Here is a 264-nt window from a genome sequence, read left to right as displayed (position 1 = left end):
CAAATCGGTTAAAACAAGATCGTATGTTTTGGTGAGAATTTCCATCGAATTGTCTTTGCTTCCGTCATTTACCACAATTACCTGATAGTTATTGTAATTTAGCGAAAGCAGCGACTTTACATTTTCTTCGATTGTCAAACCTTCATTGTAAGCAGGCGCAATAAGTGACAGTTTTGGAGCATATTCGCTCGTTAAAAGCACTTCATAATCAACAAAACTGTTGCGTTTGAGATATCTTCTAAGCTCTTTTGTAGAAAGATAAGC

1 protein-coding gene is annotated in these 264 nt (G+C 36.0%); it reads right to left on the bottom strand.

Going from position 1 to position 264, the window contains the following annotated elements; genetic code table 11:
- Positions 1-264: glycosyltransferase (locus tag ACWA1B_RS22855; RefSeq protein WP_456910927.1), on the bottom strand; the 264-nt coding region annotated here is incomplete at both ends.

The sequence above is a fragment of the Flavobacterium xizangense genome, assembly GCF_054075145.1.
The sequence above is the reverse complement of the archived record's forward strand: the minus strand, read 5'-3'. Positions and strand labels throughout refer to the sequence as shown.